Consider the following 6,023-nt stretch of genomic DNA (forward strand, 5'->3'; position numbering starts at 1 on the left):
GCGCTCATGCCGTAGACCGTGCGCATCAGGTCGTAGGCCTCGGCGATCAGCTGCATGTCGGCATATTCGATGCCGTTATGCACCATCTTCACGTAATGGCCGGCGCCGTCCGGGCCCATATAGGCGCAGCAGGGCGTGCCATCGACCGAGACCGCCATCTTCGTGACCATGGGGGCGATGCGGTCCCAGGCGGATCTGGCACCGCCCGGCATCATGGAGGGGCCTTCCAGGGCACCTTCCTCGCCGCCGGAGATGCCCATGCCGACGAACAGGATGCCGCGCCCGGCCAGTTCGCGCTCGCGGCGGCGGGTGTCGCTGAACAGGGCGTTGCCGCCGTCCACGATGATGTCGCCCTTCTCCATGAGCGGGACGAGCTCGTTGATCACCGCGTCGGTCGGCTGGCCGGCCTTGACCATGATGATCACCACCCGGGGCTTCGCCAGCGAGCCGACGAACTCCTGCATCGAGCTGCTGCCGATGAAGTTGCCCTCATGGCCGTGCTCGGCGAGCAGCCGCTCGGTCCTCTCGTTGCTGCGGTTGTGCACGGCGACCCGCAGGCCCTTGCGCGCGGCGTTGCGGGCGAGGTTGGCACCCATGACCGCGAGGCCGGTGACGCCGAGATCCGCTAGCTCCGACATGTGACTCCTCCCAATCCAACCCAATCAGACGACCATCTGGCCCGGCGTCAACGCCAGAGCAGCGGTGCGGCGCGCATCCAGGCGGGCGCGCCGGTCCTGCTGCATCCGCGCGACCTTGCGGCGCAGCGGCCAGTAAACCCCGAAATAGCCCAGCACGGCGAGAGGCGTGCTGCCGGCCATGAGCGGCAGCAGCAGCGCCTCGCCCTCGTTCAGCAGATAGTTCCAGGACAGCGCGTCGAGCGGGGGCAGGCCCGCGACGCTGTCGCCCAGGATCAGGCGGCCGAGCTCATAGGCGGCGATCACGACGATCGGCAGGGTCCAGGGGTTGTTCAGGAGCGTGAAGGCCAGGGCCAAAGGCGCGCTGACCCGCAGGATCCGCGCCAGCACCACCGCCATCACGAAATGGAGGCCGAACCAGGGGGTGAGGGCCAGCGCCACGCCCAGGGCCACGCCGCCGGCCAGATAATGCGGCGAGCCGCCCATCCGGCCGATCCGCTGGATCCGGTAGCGCATGGCGCGGCGCAGGCCGGTGCGCGGCAGCACGGCCATGCGGGTGCGCTCCCAGAAGCCCGGGCGCCGGCTGCGCGCGAACAGCAAGCGCTCAGCCCTTGGCCTGGCCCGGTCGGGAGCCCGGCTTGACCGGCGGGATCGCCTGGAGCTCCGGCGGGAGCTGGTCGGGCTGGTAGGTCGGCAGGTCCAGCGCCATCAAAGCGACATGCGGCACGCCGAGCTCCGCGCGGCCGCCCGAGCGGTCGACCAGGCAGGCCGCGGCCACGACCTGGCCGCCCTCGGCACGGATCACCTCCATGCATTCCCTGGTCGACATGCCGGTGGTGACTACGTCCTCCGCGACCACGACCTTGGCACCCTGAGGAATCGCGAAGCCGCGGCGCAGGGTGAAGCTTCCATCGACGCGCTCGGTGAAGATCGAGGGCACGCCCAGCGCCCTTGCCAGCTCGTGGCCGACCAGGATGCCGCCCATGGCGGGCGCCACCACCAGGTCGACCTGGATGCCCGCCAGCTTCGCGGCCAGCGCCTTCGCCAGGCGTTCGGCACGCGCCGGGTCCATCAGCACGCGGGCACACTGCAGGTAGACGGAGCTGCGCAGACCGGAGGTCAGGATGAAATGGCCGCGCAGCAACGCGCCCGCCGCCTCGAATTCCGCCATGACCGCTGCCTGATCCATCCGACCCGCTTCCCGTTGCTCTGCCCGCCGCGCTTGGACCACGAAATCACGCCACCACGCCAGAGGGCTCGTCCATTCCGGCCATCGCTTCCTCGTCCTCGGCCGCCATCTCGGCCGGTCCGAGCACGCCCTTGAAGCTCGGCCGGTGATGGGGGGTGGGGCCCAGCTCCAGCAGGGCTCTGCGGTGCAGTTCGGTGGGATAGCCGGCATGGCGCTCGAAGCCGTAGCCCGGCCAGCGCAGGGCCAGACGCGCCATCGCCCGGTCGCGCACCACCTTGGCGACGATCGAGGCGGCGGCGATGCAATCGACCAGCGCATCGCCCTTCACGATCGCCTCGGCCGGCAGGTCCAGTTCGGCAGGCACCCGGTTGCCGTCGACCAGGAGCCGGGCCGGGCGGACCGGCAGCCGCGCCACCGCCCGCCGCATCGCCAGCATCGAGGCATGGAAGATGTTGAGCCTGGTGATCTCGCGCACCGACGCGGCGCCCAGCGCCACGATCGCCTGCTCGCGCAGGATGGCGGCGAGGCGCTGCCGCTCGGCCGGGCGCAGCGCCTTGCTGTCGGCCAAGCCTTCCACCGGCCGCTGCAGGATCACCGCGCAGGCGACCACCGGGCCGCACAGGGGCCCGCGGCCGACCTCGTCCACACCGGCGATCATGACCGGCCCGCCGCCGGTGATCCTCAAGGGATGGCCTCCGCGAAGCCCGGGGCGAGCAGGATGCGGCCGACCTCCAGCCCGGCCACATTGCGGATCGGCTTTTCGCCGAAGGCCGAAAGGGCGGCTGCCTCGGCGCCGTCCAGCCAGCCGAGCCGGCCGACCGCGCCCAGCAGCATCGCCTCGGCAGCACGGGTGGCACCGTCCACCGCCTTCAGGGCCAGGCCCTGGCCGGTGCGGCGGTTGCCGGCGAGGAAGACGCCCTCCGCCCCGGTCTTGGCGACGATCCAGGGGGCGGCCTGCATGAGCGCGGTGCAGAGCCGGCCGGTGCCGGCGACCAGATCGGGATGGGCGGTCATGGCGTCCGCGATCCGGCGCAGGGATGTCGCCCGGGCCGGGAACAGGCGGTCGGGGCAGGCCAGGCGCGCGGCGGCACGCGCGAGCGCATCGAGCGGGATCGGCCAGGATGGCACGCCGCAGCCGTCGATGCCGGGTACGGGCAGGGGATCGATCCCGGTCAGCTCGCGCAGTACCTGGTCGACCCGGCGCTGCACCGGGTGGTCGCGCTCCAGGTAGGTGGCGAGCGGCGCGCCCAGCTGGCGGGCCGTCATCAGCATCCCGGCATGCTTGCCCGAGCAGTTGTTGCACAGCGGCGAGGGCGGCTGGCCGGCCAGGAGGCGCTGCCTCTGGGCGTCAGGGAAGAGCGGCGGATGGCTGCCGCAGCGCAGGTCGGTCTCGGCGAGGCCGGCCCTCGCCAGCCATGCCTGGACCCGCGCGACATGGCGCGCCTCGCCGTTATGCGAGGCGCAGGCCAGGGCCAGGTCCGCGGCATCGCCGCCCGATGCATCGAGGGCACCGGTTTCCACCAGAGGCACGGCCTGGAACGGCTTGATCGCCGAGCGGGGGAAGATCGGATCGGCGACATCGCCCAGAGCCAGCAGGAGCCGCCCGGCGCTGTCGGTGACGGCCAGGCGGCCGCGATGGCGGCTCTCGATGTGGCCGCCGCGGGTGACCAGCACCGCGACAGGATCATCCACCTCCGTTCCTCCGGCCCTCTGGCGAGCATGCAAGCGGCTGTGCGCGTGGCATGGGCGCGGCGGCGGCGCAAGCCCCGTGCGGCGGGCCCGGCAGGCAGGCGCCGGACGCAGGGCTGAGCTCCTCCTGCAGGATTGTACTGGTTCAGAGAGGATTTCTCATCCAGTTTCCGGATGTCGTATGTGATTCAACTCAGTATCCGGAAAGAAAAATGACAACGACCATGGAACGGCGGCACTTTCTCGGGGGGCTGCTTGGGTTGTCCACGGCGGCTGCACTGCCGTCGTTGAGCCAGCCTGCGGCTGCTGCTTCGAAGTTTCCGGTCTGGCAATGCATGCGCTGGGACAAGCTGCCGGGCAGCTTCAGTGCCTGCGGCATGCGCGACATGACGATCTTCTACGAATCCGCGCTGGTGACCAACAGATCGGTCGATCTGGCGAAGCTGGACAAGGTCGCCGCACAGATCCGCTCGGCCAAGCCCGCGATCGTCACGCTCAACATCGAGTGCTGGGATCCGGCCACGGCGTCGGGACGGGACAAGCTGATCCGCTCGATCGAGCGGATCCGCTCCAAGATCCCGAGCTCGGTGAAGCTCGGCTACTGGGGGATCATGCCGGGCTACGCCTATCCGGATTACGTGGCCGGTGGCAGCCGGCTCACCAAGCAGCGCAGTGCCAACAACGCGATGCGCCCGCTGGCCGCCAAGTGCGACTGGATCATGCCCTCGCTCTACACCTATGACGGCAACCGGACGCGCTGGGCGAAGTTCGCGGACGTCATCCTCGCGGAGGCCAATGCCTACGGCAAGCCGGTGATGCCCTGGGTCTGGCCGCAGTTCCACGACCAGTCGCCGGACAAGAATCTGCGCTACCAGCTGATCCCGGGCGGCTTCTTCCGCAGCGAGCTGGAAAAGGCCCGGGCCAAGGCGGATGCGGTCTGTCTGTGGGGCACGCGCAAGGCGCAGAGCGGTGGTGCGATCCAGCGCCTGGCCTGGCAGCCCAAGGCCAGCTGGTGGCGGGAGACCCAGGTCTTCCTCAAGGCGACGGGCAATGCATCAAAGAGTTGCAATCTCTGATCGTAGAGGTTGTATTGCGGCCGCCCGTGCAAGGCGGCCGGTCATCCGCCCCGGTTGATGTGCGGGCCATCTGAGGGCAAGACCCCGGTCGACTTACCGGAAATCGAGGCCGCGGGCGGCCGCGGCGGCCCTGCAGGGACGATCGACCGGTTCTCCATCTTGGAAAGCGCATATGCAGCGACGAGACTTCCTGGCCGGGATGGTCGCCACCCCAACGGCCCCGGGACTCACCAGCCTCCTGTCCGACCTGAGGGGCGGGCGGCCGGCACCCAATCCAACGCCGACCCCCAGCCCGCCGCCGCCGCCCACACCCACGCCGCCCCCCAGCCCGCCGCCGCCCACATCCACGCCGACCCCCAATCCGACGCCTACTCCCGACAAGAAGAACTTCATCGCCTGGGAGTGCATGCGCTGGAACAATGGGCCGAGTGATCTGGCCAAGTGCGGCCTGCCGCGCATGCCGATCTATTACCAGAACGACCTGATCAGCGGCGAGAATCCCGACTACGGAAAGCTGGACAAGGTCATCGCCATCATCAAGGCGAACAAGTTTCCCCTGGTCACGCTCGACATCGAGCGCTGGAACCCGGCCTCCGTCCCGGAGCGCGAGAAGTATATCCGGGCGATCGAGTATGTGCGGGCCCGGGTACCTTCGACCACCAAGCTCGCCTATTACGGCATCATGCCGAAGAACCGGTACGGCGACTACATCGCCGGCGGCGAGCGGCTGGCCTACCAGCAGCGCGTCAACCGCATGATGCAGCCGCTGGCGGACAAGGTCGACTGGATCATGCCTTGCTACCACGCCTACACGTCGAACCGGAAGAACTGGGCCAAGTTCGCCGAGATCGTCGCGGAGGAGGCGCACAAGTACGGCAAGCCCGTGATGCCCTGGCTCTGGATGCAGTATCACGAGCTGAGCAGCGATCCGAAGATCCGCTACCAGATCATCCCGGGCGACTTCTTCCGCGAGCAGCTCGAGACGGCCTATCGGCTGGGCGACAGCCTGTGCCTGTGGGGAACGCTGCTGCCGCGGGCGAACGGCAAGGTCCAGCGCGCCACCTGGGACCCAAAGGCGGCCTGGTGGCAGCAGACCAAGGCGTTCCTGAAGGAGAAGGGCAAGGCGAGCGCCGCCGCCTGCCATGCCTGAAAGCGAGGGCGGCCGACACCGGGTCGGCCGCCCCTCGATCATGAGTGGATGCCCGCTCAGGCCGCCTGCAGCTTGTCCATCGCGTCGTCCAGGCCGGACCAGAGCCGGTCGAACAGCTGGTCGATCTCGGCCTCGTCGATGATCAGCGGCGGGCAGATGCCGATCGCGTCGAAGGGCAGTCCGCGCAGGATCAGGCCGTGCGGCAGGCAGGCGTTGACCGCAGTGACCGAGGCCTTGGCCGAGGCCGGGAACTGCTCGCGGGTCGCCTTGTCCTTGACCAGCTC

General features: G+C 69.5%; 7 protein-coding genes and 1 pseudogene. 2 read left to right on the forward strand and 6 right to left on the reverse strand.

All coding sequences use genetic code 11. The features are described 5' to 3' along the window. The 5 genes from VNS22_RS15140 to VNS22_RS15160 all read right to left on the reverse strand — a co-directional run. On the reverse strand, window positions 1-638 hold a 638-nt coding region (locus VNS22_RS15140), incomplete at its 3' end, for an NAD(P)-binding domain-containing protein (protein ID WP_325733803.1). Window positions 639-662: 24 nt separating this feature from the next. Next, a complete protein-coding gene (locus VNS22_RS15145) occupies window positions 663-1,235 on the reverse strand; it encodes a DUF2062 domain-containing protein (protein ID WP_325733805.1) in 573 nt (190 codons plus the stop codon). A 4-nt stretch (window positions 1,236-1,239) separates the two neighbouring features. Beyond that, window positions 1,240-1,824, reverse strand: a complete 585-nt coding sequence (gene pyrE, locus VNS22_RS15150; protein WP_325733807.1) for an orotate phosphoribosyltransferase — start codon at window positions 1,822-1,824, stop codon at window positions 1,240-1,242. 46 nt (window positions 1,825-1,870) lie between these two features. Beyond that, window positions 1,871-2,482, reverse strand: a complete 612-nt coding sequence (locus VNS22_RS15155; RefSeq protein WP_349261802.1) for a ribonuclease HII — start codon at window positions 2,480-2,482, stop codon at window positions 1,871-1,873. Between the two features lie 23 nt (window positions 2,483-2,505). Further along, a complete protein-coding gene (locus VNS22_RS15160) occupies window positions 2,506-3,516 on the reverse strand; it encodes an asparaginase (RefSeq protein WP_325733811.1) in 1,011 nt (336 codons plus the stop codon). Window positions 3,517-3,848: 332 nt separating this feature from the next. Here VNS22_RS15160 and VNS22_RS15165 point away from each other — a divergent pair, with 332 nt between their 5' ends. Both VNS22_RS15165 and VNS22_RS15170 read left to right on the forward strand, forming a co-directional pair. Further along, window positions 3,849-4,589 (forward strand): hypothetical protein, encoded by a 741-nt coding sequence (locus tag VNS22_RS15165; protein WP_325733813.1) that lies wholly within the window; start codon window positions 3,849-3,851, stop codon window positions 4,587-4,589. 172 nt (window positions 4,590-4,761) lie between these two features. Next, the gene (locus VNS22_RS15170; protein ID WP_325733815.1) at window positions 4,762-5,739 is read left to right on the forward strand and encodes a hypothetical protein; all 978 of its coding nucleotides are present in this window, start codon (window positions 4,762-4,764) and stop codon (window positions 5,737-5,739) included. A 56-nt stretch (window positions 5,740-5,795) separates the two neighbouring features. Here VNS22_RS15170 and VNS22_RS15175 read toward each other — a convergent pair. After that, a pseudogene (locus VNS22_RS15175) lies at window positions 5,796-6,023 on the reverse strand (aspartate aminotransferase family protein); the annotation flags it as partial.

The sequence above is a fragment of the Geminicoccus sp. genome (assembly GCF_035556675.1).
GTDB lineage: Bacteria > Pseudomonadota > Alphaproteobacteria > Geminicoccales > Geminicoccaceae > Geminicoccus.

Excerpts from the sequence above, each read along its gene's own strand:
- pyrE (WP_325733807.1), bottom strand. The coding sequence starts at position 1,824 with ATGGATCAGGCAGCGGTCATGGCGGAATTCGAGGCGGCGGGCGCGTTG.
- VNS22_RS15155 (WP_349261802.1), bottom strand. The coding sequence starts at position 2,482 with ATGATCGCCGGTGTGGACGAGGTCGGCCGCGGGCCCCTGTGCGGCCCG.
- VNS22_RS15165 (WP_325733813.1), top strand. The coding sequence starts at position 3,849 with ATGCGCTGGGACAAGCTGCCGGGCAGCTTCAGTGCCTGCGGCATGCGC.
- VNS22_RS15170 (WP_325733815.1), top strand. The coding sequence starts at position 4,762 with ATGCAGCGACGAGACTTCCTGGCCGGGATGGTCGCCACCCCAACGGCC.